Annotated in this window: 21 protein-coding genes and 1 tRNA gene; 14 read left to right on the top strand and 8 right to left on the bottom strand. The window is 66.2% G+C overall.

The window, feature by feature from the left end:
• The first annotated feature begins 211 nt into the window (after positions 1-211).
• The 5 genes from RT697_RS09175 (at position 212) to RT697_RS09155 (ending at position 8,033) form a co-directional block, all read left to right on the top strand.
• Positions 212-1,063: a M15 family metallopeptidase gene (locus tag RT697_RS09175; protein WP_313698305.1), complete on the top strand. Its 852-nt coding sequence runs from the start codon at positions 212-214 to the stop codon at positions 1,061-1,063.
• The gene (locus tag RT697_RS09170) at positions 1,063-2,424 is read left to right on the top strand and encodes a hypothetical protein (protein ID WP_313698304.1); all 1,362 of its coding nucleotides are present in this window, start codon (positions 1,063-1,065) and stop codon (positions 2,422-2,424) included. Before RT697_RS09175 ends, RT697_RS09170 begins: the two co-directional genes overlap by 1 nt.
• 63 nt (positions 2,425-2,487) lie before the next feature.
• Entirely contained in the window at positions 2,488-6,255 is a 3,768-nt protein-coding gene (tssM, locus tag RT697_RS09165) for a type VI secretion system membrane subunit TssM (protein WP_313698303.1), read from the top strand.
• Positions 6,252-7,235, top strand: a complete 984-nt coding sequence (tagF, locus tag RT697_RS09160; RefSeq protein WP_313698301.1) for a type VI secretion system-associated protein TagF — start codon at positions 6,252-6,254, stop codon at positions 7,233-7,235. Before tssM ends, tagF begins: the two co-directional genes overlap by 4 nt.
• A gap of 3 nt (positions 7,236-7,238) precedes the next feature.
• Positions 7,239-8,033, top strand: coding sequence for an OmpA family protein (locus RT697_RS09155; RefSeq protein ID WP_105237406.1), 795 nt, complete (start codon positions 7,239-7,241; stop codon positions 8,031-8,033).
• An 87-nt stretch (positions 8,034-8,120) separates the two neighbouring features.
• Here RT697_RS09155 and tssA read toward each other — a convergent pair whose 3' ends face one another.
• On the bottom strand, positions 8,121-9,248 hold the full coding sequence (gene tssA / locus RT697_RS09150; protein ID WP_313698300.1) for a type VI secretion system protein TssA: 1,128 nt from the start codon (positions 9,246-9,248) through the stop codon (positions 8,121-8,123).
• 133 nt (positions 9,249-9,381) lie between these two features.
• Between tssA and RT697_RS09145 the strand changes: the two genes are divergently transcribed.
• Complete coding sequence (locus RT697_RS09145) at positions 9,382-9,636, top strand: hypothetical protein (protein ID WP_255596194.1); 255 nt, start codon at positions 9,382-9,384, stop codon at positions 9,634-9,636.
• 38 nt (positions 9,637-9,674) lie between these two features.
• Positions 9,675-9,944: a PAAR domain-containing protein gene (locus tag RT697_RS09140; protein WP_105237403.1), complete on the top strand. Its 270-nt coding sequence runs from the start codon at positions 9,675-9,677 to the stop codon at positions 9,942-9,944.
• A 125-nt stretch (positions 9,945-10,069) separates the two neighbouring features.
• Here RT697_RS09140 and RT697_RS09135 read toward each other — a convergent pair whose 3' ends face one another.
• Positions 10,070-11,998: a bifunctional metallophosphatase/5'-nucleotidase gene (locus RT697_RS09135; RefSeq protein ID WP_313698296.1), complete on the bottom strand. Its 1,929-nt coding sequence runs from the start codon at positions 11,996-11,998 to the stop codon at positions 10,070-10,072.
• 512 nt (positions 11,999-12,510) lie between these two features.
• On the opposite strand from RT697_RS09135, the gene RT697_RS09130 reads away from it, so the two are divergent.
• Positions 12,511-14,424 carry a sensor domain-containing phosphodiesterase gene (locus RT697_RS09130; protein ID WP_313698295.1) on the top strand — a complete coding sequence of 638 codons (1,914 nt, stop codon included), beginning with the start codon at positions 12,511-12,513 and terminating at the stop codon, positions 14,422-14,424.
• 14 nt (positions 14,425-14,438) lie between these two features.
• Here the strand turns inward: RT697_RS09130 and RT697_RS09125 are convergent, their stop codons facing one another.
• The 3 genes from RT697_RS09125 to RT697_RS09115 form a co-directional block, all read right to left on the bottom strand.
• On the bottom strand, positions 14,439-15,383 hold the full coding sequence (locus RT697_RS09125) for a metallophosphoesterase (RefSeq protein ID WP_313698293.1): 945 nt from the start codon (positions 15,381-15,383) through the stop codon (positions 14,439-14,441).
• 182 nt (positions 15,384-15,565) lie between these two features.
• A tRNA-Lys gene (locus RT697_RS09120) sits at positions 15,566-15,641 on the bottom strand.
• Between the two features lie 140 nt (positions 15,642-15,781).
• On the bottom strand, positions 15,782-16,528 hold the full coding sequence (locus RT697_RS09115) for a 3-oxoacyl-ACP reductase family protein (RefSeq protein WP_313698291.1): 747 nt from the start codon (positions 16,526-16,528) through the stop codon (positions 15,782-15,784).
• 114 nt (positions 16,529-16,642) lie between these two features.
• Between RT697_RS09115 and RT697_RS09110 the strand changes: the two genes are divergently transcribed.
• Together RT697_RS09110 and RT697_RS09105 are read left to right on the top strand one after the other, a co-directional pair.
• The gene (locus RT697_RS09110) at positions 16,643-17,290 is read left to right on the top strand and encodes a TetR/AcrR family transcriptional regulator (RefSeq protein WP_313698289.1); all 648 of its coding nucleotides are present in this window, start codon (positions 16,643-16,645) and stop codon (positions 17,288-17,290) included.
• Positions 17,291-17,301: 11 nt separating this feature from the next.
• Positions 17,302-18,894 carry a sensor domain-containing diguanylate cyclase gene (locus RT697_RS09105; RefSeq protein ID WP_313698287.1) on the top strand — a complete coding sequence of 531 codons (1,593 nt, stop codon included), beginning with the start codon at positions 17,302-17,304 and terminating at the stop codon, positions 18,892-18,894.
• A 4-nt stretch (positions 18,895-18,898) separates the two neighbouring features.
• On the opposite strand, the gene RT697_RS09100 is transcribed toward RT697_RS09105, so the two are convergent.
• Positions 18,899-20,974 carry an AsmA family protein gene (locus RT697_RS09100; protein ID WP_313698285.1) on the bottom strand — a complete coding sequence of 692 codons (2,076 nt, stop codon included), beginning with the start codon at positions 20,972-20,974 and terminating at the stop codon, positions 18,899-18,901.
• Between the two features lie 347 nt (positions 20,975-21,321).
• Between RT697_RS09100 and RT697_RS09095 the strand changes: the two genes are divergently transcribed.
• A complete protein-coding gene (locus RT697_RS09095; protein ID WP_313698283.1) occupies positions 21,322-23,244 on the top strand; it encodes an LTA synthase family protein in 1,923 nt (640 codons plus the stop codon).
• A 59-nt stretch (positions 23,245-23,303) separates the two neighbouring features.
• Here the strand turns inward: RT697_RS09095 and RT697_RS09090 are convergent, their stop codons facing one another.
• The gene (locus tag RT697_RS09090; protein ID WP_313698281.1) at positions 23,304-23,912 is read right to left on the bottom strand and encodes a DNA-3-methyladenine glycosylase I; all 609 of its coding nucleotides are present in this window, start codon (positions 23,910-23,912) and stop codon (positions 23,304-23,306) included.
• A 117-nt stretch (positions 23,913-24,029) separates the two neighbouring features.
• Here RT697_RS09090 and RT697_RS09085 point away from each other — a divergent pair, with 117 nt between their 5' ends.
• The gene (locus tag RT697_RS09085; protein ID WP_313698279.1) at positions 24,030-24,491 is read left to right on the top strand and encodes a YkgJ family cysteine cluster protein; all 462 of its coding nucleotides are present in this window, start codon (positions 24,030-24,032) and stop codon (positions 24,489-24,491) included.
• Between the two features lie 21 nt (positions 24,492-24,512).
• Here RT697_RS09085 and RT697_RS09080 read toward each other — a convergent pair whose 3' ends face one another.
• Positions 24,513-25,301: an AraC family transcriptional regulator gene (locus RT697_RS09080; protein WP_313698277.1), complete on the bottom strand. Its 789-nt coding sequence runs from the start codon at positions 25,299-25,301 to the stop codon at positions 24,513-24,515.
• 109 nt (positions 25,302-25,410) lie between these two features.
• Here RT697_RS09080 and RT697_RS09075 point away from each other — a divergent pair, with 109 nt between their 5' ends.
• Both RT697_RS09075 and RT697_RS09070 read left to right on the top strand, forming a co-directional pair.
• The gene (locus tag RT697_RS09075) at positions 25,411-25,851 is read left to right on the top strand and encodes a transcriptional repressor (RefSeq protein ID WP_313698275.1); all 441 of its coding nucleotides are present in this window, start codon (positions 25,411-25,413) and stop codon (positions 25,849-25,851) included.
• Positions 25,848-26,267 (top strand): hypothetical protein, encoded by a 420-nt coding sequence (locus RT697_RS09070; protein WP_313698274.1) that lies wholly within the window; start codon positions 25,848-25,850, stop codon positions 26,265-26,267. Before RT697_RS09075 ends, RT697_RS09070 begins: the two co-directional genes overlap by 4 nt.
• The last annotated feature ends 23 nt before the right edge of the window (positions 26,268-26,290 follow it).

Below are 26,290 nucleotides of genomic sequence, written 5' to 3'. Positions count from 1 at the left end.
GTTCTTTCTCTTCTGCCATGCGGGTTCCCGTGTCAGCAGGAGGCGTGTGCAGCCCCCCTGTAACCAAGCCCGCCGAGAATACCTGATCGACCCCTTTCAGACACCGATTCTTGTTACGATTTCTAAGCCTCCGACGCGGTTTGCAACGCCGGATCACTTGCCTCATGCGCGGATAAAACAAAAGATTACGCCTTCACATGAGGGACCTGCCTTGTTGTTGCTTCTGCCCCTGTATTTCTTACTGGCGGTGGGCGTCTCCGCTCTCCTGTTTTTTCCCGCACTGCGCCAAGGCGCGGTGCGGGGGATGCGCGCCTGCGTAGCGGGCGTGGCACGGGGCGCGACGCGTGGCGCGAACCAGGCCGGCGGTGCCGTGGGCGGCACGGCCGGCGCGATCCGGAAAGGGTTCGGCGCCTCGTTCGAGTGGGTTGGAAGGTATCGGTGGCAGGTCGCAATCGGGCTGACAGTTGTATTGCTTCCGTCACTGTTTGCTTTCTTGATGCGACACAATCACACATTCGTTTACAGCGCCTCAACCAGCGGTCCGGACCGCCGAATCCAGGCTTTGCTGGAGGGCGAAAGACTGGTTCCGCCCGCCGCCCTGCCCCCCGAAGCATTCACCACCCGCGAAGTCGAACAGGTGCGTCCGAAGCTGGGTGGCGCAAGCCGCAACTGGGATCTTCTGGATGCCGATTTCCGCCAGCGGCTGTTGCTGGCCTATCGCATCATGCGCGAACAGCACGGCTATGAAATGACGCTGATCGAGGGCTACCGCAGCCCCGAGCGGCAGGACGAACTGGCAGGCATGGGGTCGCACGTGACGAACGCCGGCGCGTTCCAGAGCTATCACCAGTTCGGCCTGGCTGCGGACAGCGCGTTCTATCGCGACGGCAAGATCGTGATCTCCGAAAAGGACCCCTGGGCCATGCGCGGCTATGAGCTGTTCGGCGAGACCGCCGAGCTCGTCGGCCTGACCTGGGGCGGACGCTGGAAGATGATGGACTTCGGCCACGTGGAGCTGCGCCGCCCCGGCGTCATGCAACGCGCACGGGAGGCCGCGAAATAATGGTTCGCGTGCTGAAGAAAGGCGGGCTCGTCCTGGCCCTGTTCGCCGTGGTGTGGCTGGCCGTCATCATCTGGTGGCAGGAATCACGCACGCTGCCCACCGGCGTGGACATCGGCTTGTACCTGTTCGCGTTGCCGCTGGCCATCCTGGCCGCGATCTGGATCGGCGCGCGCATCGTGCGGGCCGCGCGCACGCCCAAGGCGGCCCCCGCCCAGGCGCAGACGGAAACGCAATCCGACGCGCCGGCCGGCCCCGCTGCGCTGCGGCTGATCGCGGTTGCCGCGCGCGCCGCGCCGGGCGAGGATGCCGCGGCGATCGCCGAAGCGCTGGCCGAGCAGAAGCGGCCCGAACTGGATGCGGAGCTGAAGTCGCCACAGGGCTTTCCGATTTTCGCCGCGCGTGCCGCCGGCATGGACGACATGGCGCTGTACGCCGCCGCGCGGGACCGGGGCGCGCCTCCTGAGGCCTTGGCCATCGCCACATTGCGTGTGACGGCCATGCTGGCCGATGTCGCACAGGCGCTGACCCATGAGGCGCACGCGCGCGCAACCGAGCTGGACGTACCCGCGCGCGAAGCGGACTGGCCCCGCCTGCACTTCGACGTGGTGGTGCCGGCGGCCTGGTCCGAAGCGGCGCGCCACCGCGCGCTCGCGGCGGTGCGGTCGGCGGCGGGGGCCTGGCCCGATGCCCGCATCCACACCACCGAACATTCCGCGCGCGACGGCATGGCCGCCGACCACCTCCTACGCCAGATCGCCGCCGAACCCGCCGATGCCCGGGCCGAACCGCAATGGCGCATCGTGCTGGCCGGCGATGGTTATATCGACGCCGAACAGGTCGCCCATTGGGAGAGCCTGGCCACGCTGCTGACGCACGCCAATCCGCAGGGCAGTGTCCCGGGCGAAGGCGCTGCCGGCCTGCTGCTGGCGCCGCCCGATGCGCAAGCCGAATTTCACGTCACGCTGTCGCCGATGCTGCAACGGCAGAAGTCAGCCGACGCGCGCGGCGCCCAGGCCGAAGCGCCGTTGGCGGACCTGACGCGCGACCTGCTGCAGGCCGCCGCCGTGGATCCCGGCGCCGTCAGCCACATCGTCAGCGATGGCGATCACCGCGGCGCCCGTCCGCTTGAGCCGCTGAACGTGGCATCGCTGGTGTTTGCCCATCTGGATGCCGGCAAGGACTGCCAGGCCATCGGCATGGCCTGCGGCCACATCGGCGCGGCAGCGTCGCTGCTGACGTTGGCCGTGGCCTGTGAAACCTGCCTGCAATTCGACCAGCCCGTGCTGACCCTTACCCTGCAAGACCCCGCATTGCGCGCCGCCGCGCTGGTGGCCCGACCCGCCGCCAGCGCCACCGCCTGACCCAAAACAAAAGCGAAAACCATGCGTAGCCCATCAGGATTGCTTTCTCGATTTTCCAGCGCCATGAGCGACTTCCGCTATTGGAGCGGACGCGTATTCGCCAATCCGCGCACCTTCATGCTCATCGGGCTGATTGCGCTGATCGTTTTCCTGTTCCTGTTCGCCGACACGATGCAGATCGCCATGACCTGGGCCGGCGCGGCGCTGGGCGTGCTGCTGCTTCTGTGGCTGTGCGTCTACCTCTGGCGCCGGCGCCGAAAGCGGCGGGCCAACCAACAGTTGGGCGACATGCTGGAACAGCAGGTGCAGACGGGCGCGGCCGCCAGCCCCGCCGCCAACCGCAGCGAAATCGAGGCGCTGCGCACGCGCCTGACGCAGGCGGTCCGCACCATCAAGACCTCCAAGATCGGCCAGACCTCCGGCAACGAGGCGCTGTACGAGCTGCCCTGGTACATCGTCATCGGCAACCCCGCGGCGGGCAAGAGCAGCGCCGTCATCAATTCGGGCCTGCAGTTCCCGTTTGCCGATAAGAACGGCGCTGCCGTGCGCGGCGTGGGCGGCACCCGCAACTGCGACTGGTTTTTCACCACCGAAGGCATCCTGCTGGACACCGCCGGCCGCTACTCGGTGCATGAAGAGGACCGCAACGAGTGGATGAGCTTTCTGGATCTGCTCAAGCGCCATCGCCCCAAGGCGCCGATCAACGGCATCATCGTGGCGGCCAGCATCAGCGAGCTGACGGACGCAGGCCCGGAATTCGCCATCAACCTGGCCAAGAACCTGCGCCAGCGCGTGCAGGAACTGACCGACCGGCTGGAAGTGTTTGCGCCGGTCTACGTGATCTTCACGAAGGCCGACCTGATCGCGGGCTTTTCCGAATTCTTTGCCGATGCCGACGCGCGCGAGCGCGACCGCGTCTGGGGCGCCACGCTGCCGTACGGCGCCGAGGAAAGCCGCGATGTGCTGACGCTGTTCGACGAGCGCTTCGATGAGCTCTACGAGGGCCTGAAGGAAATGGGCACCGCACAGATCTCGCTGCGGCGCAGCGGCGACCTGCCCCCGGGCCTGTTGACCTTCCCGCTGGAATTCGCGGGCATCAAGCCGGCGCTGCGCACCTTCCTGTCCACGCTGTTCGAGACGAACCCGTTCCAGTACAAGCCGGTATTCCGTGGCTTCTACTTCACCAGCGCCTTGCAGGAAGGCGCCTCGCGCAGCACCTCCACCGACAAGCTCGCGGCGCGCTTCGGCTTGCGCCCGGCCTCGCGCGAAGCGGCGCGCAGCGTGACGTCGCACAACGGATTCTTCCTGCGCGACTTGTTCTCCAACGTCATCTTTGCGGACAAGAAACTGGTGCGCCAGCACGCCAGCCCGAACAAGGTCCGCATGCGTTACCTGACCTTCTTCGGCCTGGTGCTGGCGCTGGGGTTGGTGCTGGGCGGCTGGAGCTGGTCGTATCTGGGCAACCGGCAACTGGCCAGCAACGTGCAGGCGGATCTGGACAAGGTGGTGCGCCTGCAAAGCGAGCGCACCGACCTGCAGAGCCGCCTGGAAGCCATGGAGATCCTGCAGGACCGCATCGAGCAGCTGGACCGCTATTCGACGAGCCGTCCGCTGTCGCTGGGGCTGGGTCTGTACCAGGGCGACGTGCTCAAGCAGCGCCTGCTGGCCGAGTACTACAACGGTCTGCGCCAGTTCATGCTGGTCCCGGTCAAGGCCAGCCTGGAAGACTATCTGGGCCGTGTGGACGTGTCGCAGGCGGCCGCGGCCGGCACGCCACGTACGGCGCCGCCGCCCCAGGCTCAGCCGGTGAGCGCCAATGCCGGCAACACGCTGTTCCAGGACGCCTCGCCCACCAACGTCGACGACGCCTACAACGCGCTCAAGACGTACCTGATGATGGCGAACCGCGAACACGTGGATCCCACGCACCTCTCTGACCAGATCACCCGCTTCTGGCGCGGATGGCTGGAAACCAACCGGGGCGCCATGCCGCGCGACCAGCTGATCCGCAGCGCCGAGCGCCTGATCTCGTTCTACGTGGCGCGTGCGGCCGATGCGGATTGGCCGCAGATCGAAACCAATCTGGCCATGGTGGAACGCACGCGCGGCAACCTGCGCAGCGTGATGCAGGGCATGCCGGCCCGTGAGCGCGCCTATGCCACGCTGAAGGCGCGCGCCGCCACGCGCTTCCCCGCGATGACCGTCGCCCGCATCATGGGCGAGGCGGACGCCGCGGTCGTGGCCGGCAGCTACGCCGTGCCGGGCACGTTCACGCGCGAGGCCTGGGAGCAATACATCGAGCCGGCCATCGGCGAAGCCGCGCGCCGCGAGGTGCAGACCAGCGACTGGGTGCTGGGCGTGAACGCGCGCGACGATCTCACGCTGGAAGGCAGCCCCGAGCAGATCCAGAAGAGCCTGGCCACGATGTACAAGACCGAGTACGCGCAGGAATGGCAGAAGATGCTGCGCGGGGTCACCATCAAGCCCTTCACCAGTTTCGATCAGGCGGTGCAAGGCATGAACCGCCTGGGCGATCCGCAGAACTCGCCGCTGGTCAAGCTCATCAACACCACGTACGAACAGACCTCGTGGGACAACCCGTCGCTGATCAACACCGGCATCACGCAGGCGCAGACGGGCGTCGTCGCCTGGTTCAAGCGCGTGATCCTGCGCCAGGGTCAGCCCAAGCCGACCGAGGCGGCGCCCGGCGGCGAACAGATCCCGATGGGTCCGGTGGGCCGCGAGTTCTCCGACGTGGCTCGCCTGGTGGTCCAACGCGACAACCAGTCGCTGCTGGGCAATTACATGAACGCCCTGTCCAAGATCCGGACGCGGTTCAACCTGATCAACAACCAGGGCGATCCCGGCCCGGGCGCCCTGCTGCTGATGCGCCAGACGCTGGAAGGCAAGGACTCCGAACTGGCGGACGCGCTCAAGCTGGTGGACGAGCAGATGCTGGCCGGCCTGACGCCGGCACAGCGCGAGACGCTGCGCCCGCTGCTGGTGCGGCCGCTGATTCAGGGCTACGCCGTCGCCATGCAACCCGCGCAGACCGAGCTGAACAAGGTCTGGAACGCGCAGGTCTATCAGGGCTTCACGCAGAACCTGGCCGAGAAGTATCCGTTCTCGACCAAGGCCGGCATCGAGGCCAGCAGCGAAGAGATCGCGCAGGTCTTCGGCCCGCAGGGCAGCATCGCCAAGTACGTCAATGAAACGCTGGGACCGCTGACGGTGCGGCGCGGCGACATCCTCACGGCGCGCACGTGGGGCGACATGGGCATCGACCTGCAGCCGTCGTTCACCGCGAACTTCGCGCAATGGGTGGCGCCGCTGTCCGGCGGCGCGGCCGGATCGGGCGCGGCCAGCCAGCCGCAGACGCTGTTCCAGATCCAGCCCAAGCCCGCGGGCGGCGTCACCGAGTACACGATCGAGATCGACGGCCAGCAACTGCGCTACCGCAACACGCCGCCGCAATGGGTCAACTTTGTGTGGCCCAACGCGCAGGGCGCGCCCGGCGCGCGCATCACCGCCACCGCCTTTGACGGCACCGTGGTCGAGATCGTGAACGAACCCGGCCGCTTCGGCCTGGAACGCCTGATCTCGGGCGCCCAGCGCAAGGCCAACCAGGACGGCAGCTTCGAGATGAGCTGGTCCAAGTCCAACCTCACCGTGCCGGTGCGGCTGCGCATCATCAGCAATACCCAGGCGGCCAGCGCCGGCGGCGCCGAGCCCGGCAGCCAGGGCCTGCGCAACCTGCGTCTGCCCGCCACGGTCGCGGGCGCCTCCCCTCAACCTTCCGTCGCCTCGACGGCTGCCGGAGTGCAGCAATGAGCAATCCGCAGTCCCCCATTTTCCGCACGGCCTACTTCGGCAAGATTCCGTCGCGTGGCGACTTCGTCAAGAACACCTCGCACCCGCAGTTGATGGCGACGCTGGACGCCTGGGTCGCCAACACCATGGAGATCCTGGCGCAGGATCCGCATTGGAAGACGCTGTACGACGAGGCGCAACCGGTGCCTTTCGCGGTGCTGGGCTCGCGCGGCAAGCTGGCCATCGCGGGCCATCTGCAGCCCAGCCGCGACCAGTCCGGGCGGCGCTTCCCGTTCATTACCGCAACCTCCGTGGAAGTGTCGCGCCCGCTGGACTTCATTGCACGCAGCCCGCTGGCCTTCAGCCGCATGTGGAACCGCATGGGGGCTGCCGCCTCGCAGCTCATGCAGGAAAGCGACCCGGCGGCCGCGCTGCAGACGCTGAACGGCCTGGAGGGCGAGATCCGCACGGCCGCCGATGACGGCTTCGACGCCTTCATCGATCTGCAGACGCTCGAGCGCGTGGAAGCGATGCTGCGCAGCAACGGCCACGCCGCCAGCATGCACGACATCGTGCTGGCGCTGGGCATCCTGCTCACGCCGGTCATGTCCAGCGGCTCGTCGCAACTGGACACCGGACTGGCGCTGCCGCTGCCCGACGACCCGCTCTACATCAATCTGGTGGCCACGTACTGGATGACGCTGATCGCGCCGTTCCTGAACCGCGCCGACTTCGAGATCGCCATGTTCATCGGCCATATCGCGGGCAAGCACCGGCTGGTGGTGGGCTTTCGCGGCGCGTCGCCGCAGACGCTCGCGACCCTGCTGTCGACGCCGCAGACCCTGTCGCAGCACTACATCATGCTGGACGCCGCCCCCTGGGTGCGCGACCACGTCAGCGCCAGCCACGGCCTGGCCAAGCTGTCGAGCTATCTGGATCAACAGCGGCTCTCCCTGCGCCAGGCGCTGGAGACCTACCGCGAAGTCTTCATCGGAGCCTAGGACATGCGCACACTCACTCTGGTCCTGGCCGCGGCCTGCTCCTGGGCGGCGCATGCCCAGGACGCGGCGACGGTCGTTCCCGCCAATGTCATCCCCCAGCCCGGCCAGGTGGTCGCCAGCGGCGCGGTGCCCGACGAGGCGACCAAGGCCGACGTGCTGCAGCGGCTGCAAAAGGTATATGGCGTGGGCAACGTGATCGACCGCATCGACGTGGGCGGCGTGGTCGCTCCGCCGAACTGGTCGCAACACGTCGGCAAGCTGCTGGACAGCCCGCTCAAGCAGATCAACCGCGGACAGCTGGAGATCGACGGCACGCAGATCCGGCTGCGCGGCGAGGTGGACAACGAAGCCTCGCGCCAGCAGATCGCCAGCACCTTCGCGACCTCGCTCAATCCCACCTACAAGATCGTCAACGGCCTGCGCGTGTCGGCGGACAAGGACGAGCAGGACGTGCTGGACAACCTGCTCAGCAATCGCGTGGTGGAGTTCGAGACGGGCAGCACGCGCCTGACCGCACGCGGCCGAGAGCTGCTGGACCGCGTGGCCGACGCGGTGCCGAAACTGCGCGCCGACAAGATCCAGATCATCGGCCACACCGACAGCTCAGGCAGCCGCAGCACCAACCTGGCGCTCAGCCAGGCGCGCGCGGACGCGGTGCGCGACTATCTGGTCGATAAGGGATTGCCGACATCGCGCTTTGAGGCCATGGGCGCCGGCCCCGACCAGCCGGTGGCCACCAACGCCACGCCGGAAGGCCGCGCGAAGAACCGGCGCATCGAGTTCCGCGCGGCGCGTTAGAGCCGGGTTAGGGCCGCGCTTGGGGCGCGCTCAAGCCGCGCTTCGTCCGCGCTAAGGCCGCGTTTGGTCCGCGACCTGCGGGCAGCCTCAGCTGCCCTCGCCGGCCTTCTTGATGCCGAGCAGTTCTTCCAGGCCCGACAGGGCCTCGTCGTTCTTGACCACCGTGCGCAGCCACAGGTGCAACGACATCTCGCCCCAGCTTGCGGCTTTGTCGGCCAGGTAGGCGACCGGACTATGCGGCTCGGTGCGGCGAAAGAAATCGGCCACCTCGCGCAATTGCGCCAGCGCCTGTTCGCGGGTCTGGATGGGTCCGCGCACGGCGGCAGGCGCGGCGCCGGGCGCGGGCGTATCGACAGCGGGAAAGTGATCGGCGGGGGGCAAGGTGGGCTCCACTCGAACAGGAACGGCGGGCGCGGGCGCCACGGGTGACGCCGGGGCCGCCAGGTCGGCACGGACCAGCAGGCCCGCGTCGCGCGCAAAGCGGTGCACCAGTTCCGTGACATTGCGCAGCGAGTCGCGCACGCGGGAAAAAGCCGGGCTCTCGTCGCCCAGGCGCTCGTCCAGCGTGCGCTCCAGCTGCGCCAGCGCCTGCGAACAACCTTCGAGCTGCGTGTCCAGCTCGGAATAGAACGACGGCGGCGTATCGCGCCGCGCGGCGTCGAAGCGGTCCAGCGTCAATTTGCCGCGCGTGAGTTCATTGGCATTGTCCGGCGTCCGCTTGACGGCATTGGCCAACTGGCTCGCCGCCTCCCAGAGCACCGCGCCATAACGCGCGCCATCGGCCTGAGTCAGCGGAATCTCGCCGATGAGCTGCTGCGAGCGCGACAGCAGCCAGGCCAGATTGCCCACGCGCTGCTGCACGTCGCCATCTTCCGGCACGGGATGCAGGCCTTCCCAGTAATCCCGGCACAGCCCATCGATAAGCAGATAACCGTCACGCAGCCCCGCGAACCCGCGCGTCTTGGCCCAGGCTTCCGCCAGCCACGACGCGATGCGGATGTCCTTGCTGCGTTCGCGCAGCACCGTGGTGCAGATGCGTGCCACCTCGGGCCAATCGGCCTCTTTCAGGTCGATGACCCAATCGCCCTGGTCGAGCTGGGGATCGTCATGCCGGCGCGCCTCGCGGATCGCGTCGAACTCGGGCGAAAACACCAGGTCGACGCCGCAAGGCGCGTCGCCGGGGATCGGAAGCAACAGGGCGTTGATGTCGGTCATGGGCGCGGAGCATATGTAAGTAGGCGCAAATCATCCCACAACCGTTTACGCAGGACGTTCAAAGATGACACGTCCTATTACAAAGCGCGTCACGATGCTTCGCTATGATTTGCGCTCCGATCAAGGAGCACTCATGACGACGAAATCGATCCGCATGTTGCCCGACGGGCACTTCATCGCCGGCGCCCCGCGCCGCGCGCCCGACGGCACCATTGTCGGCGGAGAAGGCCCCATCACCCGCGCCCCGGACGGCACCTACGTGGCCGGCACGCCGCAACGCGCCCCCGACGGCAGCTACAAAGGCGGCGGCGGGCCCGTGCGCATGGCGCCAGACGGCACCTTCGTCGTCGGCCCCGCCCGGCTGGCGCCGGACGGCACGTATCTGTAAACCCATTCCTGGCTTTAAACCCATACCTGGCGCGCAACATGTCCCAACGCTCCGTCATCCGCAAGGGCGATAAAACGTCGCACGGCGGCGTCGTCGTGACCGGCGACGAAACCGTCGTCATCTTCGGGCAGCCGATGGCCCGCGTCGGCGACCGGGTCACCTGCCCCAAATGCGGCGACACCCACACCATCGTTGAAGGCGTACAGAACGTCGGCTCGGACCGCCTCACCGCCCTGGAAGGCATGCGCACGTCCTGCGGCGCCACGCTGATCGCCAGCCAGCATTTCTATCAACTGGAATACGGTTGAGCGATGGGTCCGCGCGCCTTGCGCGAGGCCGAGCGCGTCTTCAAAACGAGCGAGGGCGGATCCCCACATCGGGAACCCGCCCACGGACACGGCAGGACCGGAGTTCCGGCCTGCCGGATTGACGATTACGGCTGCCAGTTGTGCGTGCTGTACAGGTTGCCGTCGATACGATTCAGAACCGGCAGGCCGGTGCCCAGATCCTTGGTCTGCATATCGATGTAGGCCTGGAACACGTCCGCGTCCAGCACGCCGATGTCGGAACGGCGCTCGGCCGGCACATTGGCCAGGGTCGTGTAGCCGTCGCCGCCGGTGGCATTGAAGCTCAGCACGAACAGGCGATAGGTGCGCGCGTTATCGAGCGGCAGCCACGTGCTGGTGGCCTGATCCAGGTACTGGAAGTTGCTGGCGCGGCTGCCCTTCGCATTCGAGGCGGTCACGTCCCAGCGCAGGCCGGCCGCGTACGGGTAAGGACCGTCCTTGCCGCCCGGCTTGTACGTCGCGTCCAGACCATCCTCGATCATGGACTTGACCTCGGCGGCGGTCAGATCCAGGCGCCACAGCATGTTGCCGAAGGGCACGACGGCGATCACGTCGGCCGCCGTCACGGTGCCGTTCAGCGCGCGGCGCACACCGCCACCGCTTTGCAGGGTCATGTCGGCGCCGCCGTATTGGGCGTTGGCCACGTCCAGGTAGGCTTGCGCCACCATCTGCTGGATGTCGCCGCCGCGCAGGGCGACGTTGCCTTCGCTTTCGCAAGCGGGGCTGGCCGCATTGCTGGTGGGGGTGGGACCCGGAATGCGGCGGAAGCACAGTTCCAGCGGCACCTGGGCGACGTTGGTCTTGCTGAAGATGTCGATCTTGTCCTTGAAGGGCTGCAACACCGACAGCGCCGTGGCGTCCGGCGTCTGCTCGCGCAGGAAGCCGCTGGCCGCGACAGCGGCCTTGAAGGCGGTGCGATCGGCATCGGAGGCCGCAACCAGCGCACTGCCCGCCTTGACGCGGTAATCGGTGTCGATCAGCACATGGGGCGTGCCGGCGCAGTTCGTCACGTCGCCGTTGGCATCGAAGCTGACCTTCAGTTCACCCACGACTTGCGAGTATTCCCAGGCCTGCACCAGGCAGACCGGCTTGCCGTCCTTGTCGGCCAGACGGGTCGGATAGGCGCCGCCCGGCGTGCCGACGGCCATCGTCTTCATCGAATCGGGACCCAGCAGCGTGTGCGAATCGCCGCCCACCACCACGTCGACGCCGCTCAGCTTGGCAATCACATCCTTGTCGTAGCCGTAGCCGATGTGGCTCAGCAGGATGACCTTGTTGACGCCATTGGCGCGCAGCGCGTCGATCTGCGCCTGCGCGGCCACGGCTTCGTCCGTGAACGTCGTATCCGCGTTGGGGCTGGACGATTCCTTGGTCTTGCTGGCGATCGTCAGGCCGACGATGCCGATCTTCTGGGCATCGCGTTCCACCACGATGGCGGGCTTGATCAGGTCGGTGCCCTTGAGCGGCGAAGTCGCACCGAAGTTGACATTCGCGCTCAGGACCGGCGTCTGGCAGGCGCCCGCGTGCAGGAAGTCGACAAAGCGCTTCAGGCCGTCGTCGCCCTTGTCGAACTCGTGGTTGCCCACGGCCATCGCATCGAAGCAGACCGTGTTCATCAGGGTGGCATCGGCCTCGCCCGGCTCGCCGGCGCGGTTGAAGTACAGCGTGCCGGTCTGCGCGTCGCCCGCGTGCAGCTTGAGCACGTTCGGCGAATTCGCGGCCAGCTGGTCGATGGCGGCCTTCACGCGCGGCATGCCGGCGGCGGACACGGTCACTTCGGTATCGGTCCCGGCCGCGTTCTTCAGGGTCAGCGTCCGGTCCTTGCCGTCCAGCGTGGAGTGATGGTCATTGATGTGAAGGATCGTCAGTTCCAGCGGACGGGCCTGCACGGGAGGTTCGGTGACTGGCGGCGTTTCGTGGTCGCTGTCGTTGTCGTTGTCGCCGCCGCAGCCGGCAAGCAGCGCCATTGCGCTCATCACTGCGCACGCGAGCGCCTTCCGATTCCAGTGCTTCATTTTTCCTCTTTCCCGTGGAAGCTGTTCGAGGCCCGCATTCTGTTTGCCGCGTATGACGCAACGATGAATGCGAGCTGAAAACTTTCCGCGCAAGAAATTGGTCGATATTTAGTGTCTGGACATGCTTTTGACGCGTAGCTCGTGTAACGCGGGTGGCGTTTCGCGGGCGGGCTCACGACGTGTCCCGCTGGCGTTGCGCGCGTCCGCACGCGCATTTCCCCACTGGAAAAACGAAGGCTCGTGGGATAAATTCACACGTCGGAATAGTCAGTTACAGATTTGTCTTCCAAAACTTTTCAGCCGCGCCACACTTCGATACTGGTTCTTCCGCCGACGCCTCCGGCAAATGTGGCGTCGGTTTCGCGGTAACGCATCACAAATCGGCGACATCGCCCCATCGCGTAGCCAGCAATGGCGGCGCGGCAAAGCGGTGGGCAGTTTCGCGGCTTGACCGCGAAACGCCGGGGGAACCAGACGGCGCAGCACAAGGAGAAATAGAAAGGAGGCTGTAGATGAAATGCCCCCCACCTTTGGCGACCGAAACCGAGAGGCTGCACGCCCTGTCGGAATACGGGCTGGACCCGCAGCATCCGCTGCCCAGCCTGGACCCGGTCGTGCGCATTGCATCGCGCATGTTCAACATGCCGGTGTCCGCCATCAACATGGTCGGCAGCGATCATGTGTTTTTCGCGGCCAGCATAGGTGTCGGCGACACCGACATGCGCCGTGACGTCTCTTTCTGCGCCCATGCGGTCTTGCAGGACGACGTCATGGTCGTGCCGGATGCGCGCCTGGATGAACGCTTCCACGACAATCCGCTCGTCTCGGGTCCGGCCAGCATCCGGTTCTATGCCGGCGTTTCGCTGAATTCCCCGGAAGGCCATCCGCTGGGCGCGCTGTGCGTCATTGACACCAAACCCCACGCCGATTTCAGCGACGACGACAAGGAACGCCTGCGCGAGCTGGCCCGCATGGCGTCCGACCGGCTGGAACTGCGCCGTGTCGAAGTCAGCGCCGAACGCGCCCGCGCGCGGGCCAAGCTGCCAGCGTCCGGACCGAAGACGAAGCGGGCACCCGCGCAACGGCCCGGCCCCGCCCACCCCCACACGCGCCATGACGACGACGCGCGCAAACTTACCGGTTTCGACCCGCTGACGGGCCTGGCCAACCGCGGGGTGTTTTACCGGCGCGTGGAGGAAGTGCTGGCGCATCCGTGTGCCGCCGCCATCCTGATGCTGGACCTGGACGGCTTTAAGGACATCAACGACACGATGGGCCATGCGGTCGGCGACGCGATCCTGCGGGAACTCGCGGCGCGCCTGGACGGCATCGCGGGTCCGTGCGACACGGTTGCACGCCTGGGCAGCGACGAATTCGCCATCCTGCAGTTCGAGGTCGGCGACCTGAAGCAGGCGACGGAACTGGCGCAACAGGCGTTGGCGCGCATTGCCGAACCCATTTCGATCCAGGGACAGGAGCTGCGCCTGACCGCGAGCTGCGGCGTGGCTCTGGCCCCGCTGCATGCGCACGAGGCGCTGGAACTGGTGGGCAACGCCGATCTCGCATTGGTCAAAGCAAAGGCCGTCGGCCGCGGCCGCATCTTTGTGTTCGCCCCCAACCTGCGTCTGGAAGCCGTGGCGCGGCGCCTGTACGGCATGGAACTGCACCGCGCGGTCGCCAAAGGCGAATTCCTGCTCTTCTATCAGCCGCAGATCAATCTGGCGACCGGCGCACTGACCGGCGCCGAGGCGCTGCTGCGATGGCGCCATCCCCAATTGGGCCTGCTGGCGCCGGGCGTCTTTCTGCCATCGCTGGAAGGCGGCCCCTTGGCGGGTACGGTCGGCTCATGGGTGATGAACGAAGCGTGCAGTCAGGCCGCGTTCTGGCGACGCAGCGGCCTGCACGATTTCCGCATCGCCGTGAACCTCTTCGGCGTGCAATTCCGGGAAGGCGACCTGGCCGCCGAGGTCGCGCAAACGCTTGCCCGGCATGGCCTGCCGCCCGAGGCGCTGGAACTGGAGATCACCGAGAACATCGTGCTGAACGGCGACGACACGGTGCTGGAAACGCTGCAGCGCCTGCGCGCTCAGGGCGTGGGTATTTCGTTCGACGACTTCGGCACGGGGTATGCGTCGCTCAGTCTTTTGAAGACGCATCCGATCACCCGCATCAAGATCGACCGCTCGTTCGTCAGCGGAATTCTGGAGTCCAACCAGGACGCCACGGTGGTCCGCGCCATTCTGGACGTGGCGCGCAGCTTTGACCTGAACACCATCGCCGAAGGCATCGAAACCGATGCGCAACGCGAACGGCTGCAGGCCGAGCATTGCGAAGAGGGTCAGGGGTATCTGTTCGGAAAGCCGATGGCGGCGCTGCAGTTTGCACAAACGTTCGGGATCGAGACGGCGCTGCGGATCATGGCGTGAAGGCCGTCGCGGCGCTATTCCCTTTCCCAGACCAGCTTGTCATTGGACAGCGTGTCCTCGCCATCCCAGCGGTACGCCACCAGCGGACCGCCGGCCGCGGCCGACCAGTCCAGGCAGGCGAGCTTCCCGCTCTCGATTTTCGGCTGCCCCTTGAACCAATGGTGGCCGATGAAAACGGGCGCGCCGGTGATGGGCGTCCTGGAAAAACCCTCGGGCAATGCCAGACCGCGAATCTGCTCCTCCTGGCCCGCCGGCACCAAGGCGACCTCATGCAAGGCATTCGCCCAATCGCGCCAGTTGGCTAGCCGCACCTGGCGATGGCGGTGCCCTTCCTTGTCCTCGATGTAGCGGCCGTCAGGCAACGCCAATTCCATTCCTGACGTGAGCAGCTTCCTGGCTTGCTCCAGATCCGAGCCCTTTTGATGCGTGGCCACCAGCATGGCGTCATCCAATGACTTGCCAGGCGCCCAACCCGCGTCGGTCAACGCTTTGACGGCACGGTCGTCCCAGCACGCATGTGCCACGCGAATCCCGCCCAAGTCCATGCAAGGCGGCAATTCGCGAAACCAGGCGACCCACGCGGCATGCTCCGGGCTGCCTTCACCAATTTGATTGATGAAGGCGCCGTGCTGCTTGCGGTTCTTTCGGCACGTCGCCGAGTCGCCACGATTGGGCCGCAGGAACTCGCCGGGATGGTGAGGGTCTTCGATGGCATAGCCGATGGCGTTGAATTCGTGGTTGCCCATGACGCACAACGCCTGACCGTCATCCATCATGGCGCGGACGATTTCCAGGACACGGCGCTGCCCCGCGCCTCGATCAACCAGGTCGCCAAGGAATATTGCCTGCCGGCCTTGGGGGGCTTTGTAGCCTTTGCCCGCCGGCACATAGCCGAGACAACGCAGCAGCCCCTCGAGCTTCAGGTCTTCACCGTGGATGTCGCCAATGATGTCGTACATGCATCGTCCTTCATGCGGTTCCTGAGCCGATTGGCGGGATGCGCCTCGCAGGCTGAGGAAACGAAACCGGAATACGTTAGCACTGCGGCCAAACAGCCGGAAAGCAAAAAGCCCACCGTTTCCGGTGGGCTAAGCGCTGGGGTACTGCTGGGGTTACTGCTAGAAGTACCGCCAAAGAATTCTGGTGGGCTGTGAGTGGCTCGAACACTCGACCTACGGATTAAGAGTCCGCTGCTCTACCAACTGAGCTAACAGCCCTGCAAGTCACTCACTTTGATCTGCTGCTGCGTTGCCGCTGTAGCGTTTCGTTATGTGTGTGCCGCGAAGAAGAAAGATTATATGGGGCTTTTTTTGTTTGTGCAAGTCGGGTGGCGAAAAAGTTTTGAAGGCATCCACTTTCACGCCGCGTACCCGCCATCGACCGCCAAGCTCGCGCCCGTGACGTAGCGCCCTTCCGGTCCTGCCAAAAACGCGACCATCCCCGCGATGTCACGCGCTTCGCCATAGTGAGGCAAGGACAACACGGCCACCAGGTCAGCAGCACGGTCGCCATCGGCCGGGTTCATGTCAGTGTCGATGGGCCCCGGATGCACGACGTTCACCGTAATCCCACGAGACCCCAAATCGCGCGCCAAACCCTGCGTCAGTCCGACCAATGCAGATTTGCTGGCGGCATACAGCGCAACGCCCGCGCGGCCGGCGCGAGGGGCCAGGCAACTGCCGATGTTGATGATGCGGCCGCCATCCGGCATCGAGGCCTGCGCCGCCTGGATGGCAACAAAAGGCGCGCGCACGTTGATGTCCATCGTCCGCTCGTAGTCGTCCAGGCTGGTGTCCGCGACATGCCCAGCCAGAAAAATGCCGGCGTTGTTGACCAGCACGTCGACGGGACCGAGTTCGCGGATGGTGTCTTCGACCGCGCGTTTGACCGCGGCGGCGTCCGCGGAATCGGCCTGGATGGCTTTGGCGCGGCGGCCCTGCGACGTCAGTTCCTGCACCAGCGCCTGGGCCGGGGCGGCGGACGATGCGCTGACATAGGTGAAGGCGACGTCCGCGCCGTCGGCGGCGAGGCGCCGGACAATGGCGGCGCCGATGCCTCGGCTGCCGCCCGTGACGAACGCCACTTTTCCGTTCAAGTTCTGCATGGTCAACCTCGTTTTGTAGTGATCGGTACAAATATCATCGCCGCGCCCTTGCGATGCGGTCAACAATTTTTTATCGATCAACACAAAATAGGCGGCGCGAGTAAAATCGCGGGCATGGCTGAACGTGGGCGCCCGCGAAGCTTCGACCGTGCCCAGGCCTTGCAGAAGGCCATGGAAGTTTTCTGGTCGAAGGGATATGAAGGGGCATCGCTGACCGATCTGACGGAGGCGATGGGCATCAACTCGCCCAGTCTCTATGGCGCTTTCGGCTCCAAAGAAGGGCTCTTTCGCGAAGCCGTCGAGCTCTACCGCGAGACCGAGGGCGGCTCGGCGCGGCGCGCGCTGCTGGCGGCGCCGACGGCGCGCGACGCGGTGCAGGCGATGCTGCTGGCTTCGGCCGAACGTTTCACCGCCCCCGGCCTGCCACCCGGTTGCATGATCGTGCTGGGCGCACCGGCCGGGTGCGACAACCAGCCCGGCGTGGGGGATTTCCTGGGAGACAATCGCCGCGAGATGCAAAGCCGCATCCTCGCGCGCTTGAACGCCGGCGCCTCGCAAGGCGAGTTGCCCGCCGGCGTAGACCTGAAGGGACTGGCCGCGTTCTACACGACGGTGCTGCATGGCATGTCCATCCAGGCGCGCGACGGCGCCAGCCGCAAGACCTTGCAGGCCGTGGCGCGGCAGGCGATGCGTGCGTGGGACGCCCTGATCTGCGACGCCCCGCCGCCCTCCGGCGTGCCACCGGGCCGCGCCCGCAACTGACGGATACCGTCATGTTCCGCGTCGACCTGCGGCGTCTCATCCTGTGGATCAGCCTGCTGTCGGTCGTCGTGGTGCTTGCCGGCGGTCTGCATGCCAGCTATCTGGTGCAGCGCGGTCTGCTGCTGCGCAATGCCATGGACACGAACCGCATCTATGCGTCCAAGCTGGCGCTGACCACCGATGCGTTGCTGAACGACATCCATCGCTATCTTTCCTACAGCGCCGATGAACTGGCCTACATGGAAAGCCAGCCCGAACGCATGGCCGAGGAAACGCGGCGGCAGGAGCAGCAGCTGGGACTTTTCAATTCCAGCTTTGTCTCGTCACCCCAAGGCAAGGTGCTGGCGGTGTCGCCGTCGTATCCGCAACTGCTGGGGCACCAGTTGGTCAGCGACGCGGTCAAGCAGGCGCTTGCCGCCCGGCAGCCGACGATCAGCGAGCCGTTTCAGGCCAGCAACGGCCGTTGGCAGATTCTCTACACCCAACCCATCTATTCCCGCGATTTCCGCTATCTGGGGTTCATCGCGGGATCGCTGTACCTGCACGAGGACAACGTGCTGGATCGTCTGCTGGACCAGCATTTCTACCGCGACGATTCCTTTCTCTATGTCATCGACCGCAAGGGCACGCTGATCTACCACCCCAACAGCGCCCAGCTGGGCAAGCCGGCACCCGACAACGAAGCCTTTGCCTCGGCGCGGCGCGGTGAGACTGGCGAGCGGCGCTTTATCGATAGCGAAGGCCGCGACATGCTGGCCGGGTTTGCGCCCGTGCCCAGCACCGGCTGGAGCATCATCGCGCAGCGGCCGGTGGACAGCACGCTGGCGCCGTTGGCGGACCTGTTGATGGCCACCGCCCGCAACACCCTGCCCTTGCTGCTGCTGTCGGTGGCGTTGATCTGGCTGCTGTCGCGCTGGATCGCGCGCCCGTTGGGGCAGATGGCCAGCATTGCCAAGCGCATGCAGGACCCGGATGCCGCGGACCGCATCCGCGCCGTGCGCTCGTGGTATTTCGAGGCCGCGCAACTGCGGCGCGCGCTGCTGATGGGGCTGGCGTCGTTTCATCACAAGCTCAGCGACCTGCGCCGCGAAAACACGACCGATACGCTGACCGGGTTGCTGAACCGCCGCGGCATGGACGAGGCGCTGGCGCTGCTGGGAACGGAGGGCACGCCGGTGGCCATCGTGGCGATCGATATCGATCACTTCAAGCGCATCAATGATCGTTACGGCCACGCGGCGGGCGATCAGGCTTTGCAGGCGCTGGCCGGCGTGATGCGCGAAGGGTCGCGCAGCGGCGACGTGCTGACGCGGCCGGGTGGCGAAGAATTTGTGATGCTGCTGCCGGGCGCCAGCATGGCGGCGGCCATCGCGATTGCGCAGCGGCTGCGCACGCGGCTGGCCTCGCCGGAGGCGACGCCGCTGCCCGCCCCCATCACCATCTCGGCCGGCGTGGCGCATTATCCGGAACAGGGCGCCACGCTTGAAGCGGTGTTCGAGCGCGCGGACCAGGCGCTCTACTACGCCAAGAACCATGGCCGCGATGTGGTGTGCGCGGCCGACGAGACCGCGCCCGACGGCTTCCGGCTGATGCCCGGAGGCTGACCGTCTACTTCTTGGCCGGCGCCGGCGCCTTCGGCGGCTTGCGCATCTGCTCCAGCAGCGGCCCGCACGCATTGTCGTCATTGGCGCTGGGCGCGATCAGCGCCAGCAGCCCGGCCGCGGGCGTCAGCAGCACGCCGAGCGCGACCATGCCCGCGCCACGCGCCGCCAGCGGAGCGACATGCACGCCCACGTCAGGCGATCCAAACGTGCCGCGCACATACAGCGGCGAGCGCAACGAGAAGATGCGGAAGCCCTTGCTGTCGGGATCGATGTCGAGATCCATCGTCTCGTCCTTGAAGTTGGCCGAGCCGGTGATCGTGATCAACGCGTTGTCGGTGTCGAAAACGAAGATGCGCGGCGTCATCACGCCGCTTTTCAATTCCAGGTCCGCCGCGCCGCAATTGATCTTCACTTCGTCGTCGCCGAACAGCTTGGAGACCACGTAGTTGGCGACGTTCAGCCCGGCAAGCTCCATCAGGCTGCGGCTGATCACGCCGTCGTTGACCAGCATCTTGACGTCGCCCGTCGCCGAGCCCAGCAAGGCCGCCACGGAGTTGCCGGTGCCGCTGATCGCCAGGTCGCCGTTCAGTTCGCCCAGCGTCTTCTGCATGGCTTCGGTCGCGGGGAAGAGCTGCTTGAGTTGCAGCCGGCGCGCGTGCATGTCGATGCGGCCGGTAAGCGGCGCACGCGAGCCGTCCAGACGCGCGGTGGCGTTCATGGTGCCGCCGGCCATGCCGAAGCGCAGCGGATCCAGCGTGAGCTTGCCGTCCTGCAGGATGACGTGCACCGACAGTTTGGACAGCGGCAGCTTGCTGTCATGGACGATGCGCGCGGCGTCCAGCGAAACGTCCGCGTCCATGTCGCGCCAGCGGTCCGTGCGGAACTCCTGCGTGGGCAGGACCTTGCCGCCCTTGGGCTTGGCGGGCGCGTCCTTGGATTTGTCCACCGCCGCCTTCGACCCGCCGCCGGACGGCACGCCGATCAGCGGACCCAGGTCGGCCATTTGCAAGAGCTTGGACGACAGCTTGCCGGTCAGCTTTGGCCGGGGCGCTCCCAACGCGAAGGTGATGTCGCCATGCAGGTCGCTGTCGCCGACCTTGCCGTTGAAGTTCTTGTAGTCGAACACCGCGCCGCCGGGGTTCTGCAGCTTGGCCACCAGATGGCCGTCGGTGCTGTAGGGCGGCGTGTCGGGCAGCGTCACGCCGGTCAGCGGATAGAGCTGCGCCATGGACGAGCCGGACAGTTTCAGGTGCAGATCCAGCGCACCCAGATTCACGGGATCGGTCAGCGTGCCGGCGACCGATGCGCGCGTGCCGCCGATGGACACGTCGGCCTGCAAGGGGAACGGCTGCTTGGGGTCCTTCATGGCCAGCATGCCGCCGACCTTGCCCTCGCCCTTGGTGGCCAGCCCTTTGTACTTGCCGTCGACCTTCCAGCCGAACACGTAGTCGCGCGGCGCCGGGGCGGTACCGTCTTCAGGCACGAAAGATTTACCCGTCACGTCAGCAAACGGCACGGGCTTGCCCAGCGGGTCGACCAGCACCGTCAGGTCGGCCTTGAGCATTTCGTCGGCATAGCCGACGCGGCCCTTGTCGAATCCGATCTCGTTGATGTCCAGCACCCAGGGCGACGGCTCGCCCGATTCCGGCAGGGTGAAGACCCAGTTGGCGCGGCCGTCGGCCAGCCGTTCCAGGTCGGCGGCCGGTTCGGTCAATTGAATGTGCCGGATGACGACGTGCTGCGCCAGCAGCGGCAAGGGCGACAGGCTGAATTCCGCGCGCTTGAGCGTGGCGAAATGCGGCGCCTTGCCCCACTCCGCATTGGCGATCGAGATGTCGTTGGCCACCACGCGCGGCCAGGGGACCCAGGACCGCAAGCCGCTCTCGCCGGGCTCGCGCTGCCATCGCACGCTCAGGTCGCCGTTGATCGCAAAGGGGCGGCCCATGGCGGCGGAGGCCCGTTCATTGATCATGGGCTTGGCCCGGTTCCAGTCGAAGGTGGCGATCACGATCACCAATACCGCCACTACCAGGGCAATGCCCCCTACAATCCCGATCGCTATTTTTCTTGTGCGCGTCATGGTTACTATCCTTGGCTTGGCTGCCGGCCGTATACCACTGGCCGGACTGACTACCCCAGGGTATCGCGGCCTGCAGCGACGATCGGACGGAACGACGCCATAATGTGTGCGGATTTTTCCGGGTAGCCGCGCCTTGCAAATACGGCATCGGCACGAATGCCCGCCGGGCTGCGCAGCAAGACACGTGCCCGTCTCCGTCGTGACCGTTACAAAGAGAGACGACTGAGGACGGCGAAAAGCAGCCGTATAGCACGCCTTCACAGAATTTTTGACGCCGGCTCGGTTCCAATGCCAAATGACCGGATCCGCCCGCGCCCGGCGGTGAAGCAGGACAACCTGGAGGCCCGATGCGGCATTCAACCTTGATTTTCGTGTTGGCGGCGTTCGCGCTGCTGACGCTCAGCCGCCTGGCGCTTGCCCTGTGGCAATGGCAGCGCGTGCGCAATGCCGGCGGTCTTGCGCCCCTGCTGCTGCAGGGGCTGCGCATCGACGCGCATCAGATCGCGGTGCTGGCGGCGCTGCCTGCCGTGCTGTCGCCGCTGTTCGGCCACATCCCCGTGGCGGCGGACATCGCCGCCATCTGGTATCTGGTGGCGTTCGTGCTGCTGGCGTTTCTGGAAGTGGCGACGCCGCCCTTCATCATCGAATACGACTCCCGCCCCAACCGCCTGTTCGTGGAATACCTGAAGCATCCGCGCGAGGTTTCCGGGATGCTGTGGCGCGGGTACAAGGGCGCCCTGCTGGGCGGCCTGGTCGCGCTGGCGCTCATCGGCTGGGCCGCCTGGACCCTGCTGGGCCATGCGCGTCCCGATGCGCCGCTGACGTGGTGGCAGATGCCGCTTGCCAGCGTGGCGATCCTGGCGGTGGTGATCCTGGCCATCCGCGGCACACTGGGCCACCGTCCCATCAACCCGTCTTCGGTGGCCTACTGCGCCGACGGCATGCTCAATACTCTGGCGTTGAACTCGCTGTACAACGTGTTCTACGCGGTCTACAGCATGAAGAACGAAAAGTCGGCATCCGCCGTGTACGGCGGCATGGACGACGACAAGATGCACGCGCTGGTGCTGGCGCAGTCGGGGCTGCCGTATCCGCCGCCGAATCCCGACTATCCCAGCCTTCACAGCCAGCCTGCCACGCGCAAGACGCATCGCCCGCTCAACCTGGTCATCATTCTTGAAGAAAGCCTGGGCGCGCAGTACAGCGCAGCGCTGGGCGGCGCCAACCTGACGCCGGAACTGGATGCGCTGGCGCGCGAGGCCTGGACCTTCACGCGCGCCTACGCCACCGGCACCCGCTCGGTACGCGGCCTGGAAGCCGTCACCACCGGCTTTCTGCCGACGCCCGCGCAGGCGGTGCTGAAGCTGCCGCGTTCGCAGCGCGGGTTCTTCTCGCTGGCGGATCTGCTGGGGCGCCACGGTTATCACTCGCGCTTCATCTATGGCGGCGAGTCGCACTTCGACAACATGAAGGGCTTCTTCCTGGGCAACGGCTTCAAGCAGATCGTCGACCGGGCCGATTTTGTCGACCCGGCGTTCGTCGGCACGTGGGGCGCCTCGGATGAGGACATGTTCAACCAGCTGGACCGCCTGCTGCGCGAGGACGGCGACCAGCCGACCTTCACGCTGGCCTTCAGCGTGTCCAACCACACGCCGTGGGAGTACCCGGCGGGCCGTATCGAGACCGACGGCAATCCCGCCACGGTCGAGAACACGGTGCGATACGCCGACTGGGCGCTGGGCCGCTTCTTCGAAAAGGCCAAGGCGTCGCCGTATTGGGAAAACACGGTGTTCCTGGTGGCTGCTGACCACGACTCGCGCGTGTTTGGCGCCAGCCTGGTGCCGGTGCGCCACTTTCATATTCCGGCCGTGATCCTGGGCGCCGGCATCGAGGCGCGCCGCGACGACCGCCTGATCAGCCAGATCGACCTGCCGCCGACGCTGCTGTCGCTGATCGGCGTGGATACCGAACACCCGATGATCGGCCACGACCTCACGCGCAGCACGCCCGGTCGCGCGATCATGCAGTACGACAGCACCTACGGATATCTGAAAGGCGACGACCTGCTGGTGCTGGCGCCCAATAAGACAGCGGTGCAATATCGCTACACCGCGCCCGAGGACTACGCCCCCGCGCCGCTGAACCCCGAACTGGCAACCGAGGCGCTGGCGCATGCGCTGTGGCCGAGCTGGGCTTACCGCGAGGGGCGCTACAGCCTGCCGGGGCAGGCGCCGGTGCAGACCGGGCCGGAGAACGGCCGCGCAACCTGACGCGCGCCGTTTAGCACAAGGCGTCAGCCCGCCGGCCGCACGGAAGGCCGCACGGACGGTCACACAGACGGTCGCACAAACGCCTTGCGCTTTTTCTCGATGATCGCGTGGCAATGGCAACCCGGGCTGTGGTCGTTGACCATGCCCACGGACTGCATGAAGGCGTACACCGTGGTGGGCCCCACGAACTTCCAGCCCAGCTTCTTGAGCGCCTTGGACAGGGCCTCGGACTGTTCGGACGTTGACGCGCCGTAGGTCGACACCTTGGAAGGCGGCGCCTCGAAGCGCCAGAAATACGCGGCCAACGATCCTTCGCGGTCGATCATTTCCAACGCGCGGGCCGCGTTGTTGATCATGGCTTCAATCTTGCCGCGGTGGCGCACGATGCCCGCATCCGCCAGCAGCGCCTGGACTTGCGGTTCGCCAAAGGTGGCGAGCTTGGCGGGGTCGAAGTTGGCAAAGCCGCGGCGGAAGGCCTCGCGCTTGTTCAGGATGGTGCGCCAACTGAGACCGGACTGGAAACCTTCAAGGCAGAGCTGTTCGAACAGCGCGCGATCGTCGCCTTCGGGGCGGCCCCATTCGGTGTCGTGATAGGCCATGTATTCGGCCGACGTGTCCACCCAGCCGCAACGGGCCAGGCCATCTGGAAAATCGGTTTTCGCGGACAAGAAAGCGCTCCTCAGGGCTGACAGGGTATCGATGCTACTCCTGCAATGTCCCCGAAAAAAGTCGTAGCGGCCGCAACTCGAATCCAGATAATATTTCCGGCCTTCAGACCTACGCCCATGTCCCTGACACTGACTTCGCTTGTTTCGTTCGTATCGCCCGCGGTGCTGGCCGGCGACGACCCGTCCGTCAATCCCTGCCTGGATTGCGGCGCCTGCTGCGCGCACTTTCGCGTGTCGTTCTACGTCGGTGAACTGGCCGGTGAAAACGGCGGCCACGTGCCGCTGGACCTGGTCACCCAGATAAGCCCTTTGCGCGCCTGCATGAAGGGCACGGAGATGGGCGGCGGGCGCTGCGTCTCGCTGCGCGGCGAGCTGGGCAAGCCCGGCATCCACTGCGACATCTACGAAAACCGGCCCACGCCGTGCCGCGAGTTTGACATCTGGATGCCGGACGGCTCGCCCAATCCGGATTGCCAGCGCCTGCGGCTGTCGCTCGGTTTGACGCCGGTGCCGCCCCGGCCGGACGCCGAAAACGACCCGGAAGGCCCGGCGCATCCGGACCAGCCCGCCGCCGCATAACCGTGTAACTCCCTGACCCCGCTACCCCTCGCCGCGATCCGCCAGATACCGCGTTGGCGTCATGCCGAACGCCGTGCGGAAACTTCCAATGAACGCGCTGGTGCTTTCATACCCGACCGACAGCGCGGCCTGGGTGACAGATCCGCCGCGGAACAGCATTTCCAGCGCCCGCAATAGCCGGGCCTGCTGGCGCCACTGCCCCAGCGTCACGCCAGTCTCCTGGCGAAACCGCCGCATCAGCGTGCGCGAAGACATGTTCAGCCGCTGCGCCCACTCGTCGATGCCCGCCGTGTCGTCCGGCGTATCCAGCAACGTATTGGCCAGGTCCTGCAGGCGGGGATCGGCCGGCATCGGCAGCGGCGCGGTGGCGTCGAAGGTGCGCTGCCGCAGTTCCTCCAGCAACACGTCGAAAAGCTGCGCCTGGTAGGACGGCGGCGCGTCCTGCCACCCGCCTTCCGTAAAGCGTTCGACCAGCGCCTCGATCAGCCGGGAAGACGGCCACGCGCGGCAGTTTGGCGGCAGGCGTCCGCAGATGTCCGGGTGCACGTGCAGGAATGACCCGCGCGCCTCGCCGAACCAGCGCGCCCCATGCTGCACGCCGGGGGGAATCCACCCCAGGCTACCCGGCAACACCGTCAGCACGCGCTCGCCCGACTGCACCATCACCAGCCCTTCGTGGACCAGCACCAGCATGCCCTCGGCGTGGGTGTGCGCGGGCACGGAAATGCCCTTGGACTCCCGCCGCCTGCGCAGGCTGAACGGCTTCAGCATGACGTCGGGCAGAGAGGGAGCGGCGGCCGATTGAAGCATGGTTGGCAGGTTTGAGGTACAGGTTGACGGGTTCCCGTTAGCGGATCCATTTGAAAATGTACATCATTCTCATCAGCGGGGTATCAGCCCCCCGGGATGGAGAATTCACATGGACCACACACGGCTGCGCGACGCCGGCATCAAAGCCACTTTCCCGCGGATGAAGATCCTGGACATCTTCTACCGCCACGCAGACAAGCACATGAGCGCCGCGGACATTTACCGCCGCCTCATCTCGGATCACAGCAATATCGGCCTGGCCACGGTTTACCGGGTGATCACGCAACTGGAGCACGCCGGCCTGCTCAAACGCACTCAGCTCGATACCCACACCAATGTGTTCGAACTGAGCGACAAGGGCCATCACGACCACCTGGTCTGCACGCGTTGCGGGCAGATCCGGGAATCCAGCGATCCCGCCATGGCGCAACTGGTCAGGAAGATCGCGCGGCGCAGCGGCTTCGAACTGGAGTCCTACAGCCTGGTGCTTTACGGCAACTGCGGCTGCGCCAAGGACGATCCCGCCCTGCCCCACGGAGCCTTCGAATGAACCACGATCAGTTTTTCTTCCACGACCTGTCGCAATTTCCCATTGTGACAGCCCGCCACGGCGGCGCGCCGCTGGGGTACTCGGCCTCATGGATCCGCGAAATGGAGCTGCTGGTGGAGAACCCGCGCAGCTTCGTGATGGTGGTGCCGGACACGCGCCACGAGGCCGCGCACGAGGACCGCAAGGCCATGATCGAATGGCAGACGGCCAACATGCCGCGCCTGCGGGCGCGCTGCCGGGCGTTCATCGCCGTCGAGCGCGACACCGATGCGCTGGGCAAGCTGCGCAAGCGCGGCGAAAAGATGGCCCGCGCCTTCGGCCTGCCGTTCCTAGTGGTCGCAACACCGGGCGAAGCGGTCCAGTGCGCCCGCGAACTGCTCGGGCAGGCCGGACCGGGCGGCTTCAACGTCGATTAAGGGGCCGGATCGCGATTTAAGAC

Origin of the sequence: Achromobacter sp. (assembly GCF_032113835.1) — a bacterium.
Classification (GTDB): domain Bacteria; phylum Pseudomonadota; class Gammaproteobacteria; order Burkholderiales; family Burkholderiaceae_B; genus Achromobacter.
This window is presented reverse-complemented; position numbering and strand designations above follow the sequence as displayed.